At 45.4% G+C, this 1,428-nt stretch carries 1 protein-coding gene; it reads left to right on the top strand.

Annotated elements, in window-relative coordinates; translation table 11 throughout:
• Nucleotides 1-1,374 (top strand): IS66 family transposase gene (locus tag NL643_RS22715; protein WP_213963570.1). Its coding sequence is split into 2 segments (ribosomal slippage), with 1,375 coding nucleotides annotated over them: nt 1-140 and nt 140-1,374; the frame shifts between segments, so codons are not numbered across the junction. This gene is flagged as partial in the annotation.
• Between the last annotated feature and the right edge of the window lie 54 nt (nt 1,375-1,428).

The raw sequence follows: 1,428 nt of genomic DNA, 5'->3' as shown, positions 1-1,428 counted from the left end.
CCTTAACGAAGCAAACGCACTGATTGAAGAGTTGTGGGAACAGTTGCGCCACCTTACCGATAAACAAGCTACTAACTCCAAAAATTCATCGAAACCACCTTCGTCTGACAACCCTAAGGACAAGCATGAGCGAAAAAAGATCAAAGCTCTAGTGGTTGCAATTCGAGAGGAGCTAAAGAAGGCCACACAGGGCATCAACGAAAACTCTCACGACTGAAAGCAACGGATGTAGTTATCGATGGTTTTCCTGAAGTGTGCCCTTGCTGTGCCCAGTCTGATATCGATGTTCAAGGTGGCCCTTACTACCGCCATCAGGTCTTCGATATTCCAAAACCCACTGTCGATATCACCGAATACCGTTTATTTTCAGGCCAATGTCGGCACTGTAAAGAAACCGTCAAGGCTCAAAAGCCTGACGATGCATCGCAAGGGATTATAGGGCCGAACTTATTAAGTTACATTGGAGTTCTTGCAGGGCAATATCACCTCAGTGTTCGGAAAATCCAATCTCTACTTAAAGAACAGCTTGGCACAACCTTTTCGGTCGGCGCGATTAGCGAAGCGCAAACGAAGGTCGCTTCAATGCTAACGCCATTGCATCAGGCGATAAAACAAGCGTTAAAGAAAGCGACTTTGATTCATGCTGACGAAACCTCTCATCACCGAAATGATGAAACGAGCCTTCGTTGGTGTTGGTTAGTGGCCAGTGATGACCTTGTCTATGAACAAATACTCTATTCACGCTCAACCTCCTCAGCAAAAAAGGTCATCGATGAAGACTATGCAGGCATTGTGGTTAGCGACCAATGCCCAAGCTATAACTGGATAGCCGCAGACCGTCATCAGTTATGTTGGGCACATGTGAAGCGCAATCTTCAGCAAATGGCGGATTATAGTGGCGGTGGCCACACCGCTTATATTGGCAAACATCTTTGTTTGCTGACGAACACCATTTTCCATACTCGGCATCGTTATGAGGAAGGTGAATTGGATTATTCACGGTACTTGCGGCGAATGCACAGGCTACAAAAATCGTTCGATCATTGGTTGAGCAAAGGGACAGGTGTGATGGTCAAGCGGTATAGAGGGCGATGCAAGTTACTGCTTAAACATAGAGAGAGCTTGTGGGTTTTCCTCAAGAAAACGTCAATCCCCTTAACCAATAATGAAGCTGAGCGATGTATTAGAGGTTTTGTCATTCAAAGGAAAATTAGCTTCGGAACGATCTCGGATGCAGGTGATAAATTCCGAAGTAGGATACATACCCTCATCGAAACCTGCAAAAAGCGTGACTTATCGGCAATGTCAGTGTTGAGTGAAATCATCACGGCTGTTGTGACGAAGAGACCGTACCCAAACGTTTTTGATCTATAAACTGCATATGTTTCTTCAGATCTGGTAAGTCAAGATACCTCGGTGAACGCTTAC

This window comes from Vibrio sp. Y42_MX_L11 (genome assembly GCF_024181785.1).
GTDB classification, from domain to species: domain Bacteria; phylum Pseudomonadota; class Gammaproteobacteria; order Enterobacterales; family Vibrionaceae; genus Vibrio; species Vibrio diabolicus.
Note: the sequence above shows the minus strand (reverse complement) of the source record. Positions and strands in the feature narration are given on the sequence as shown.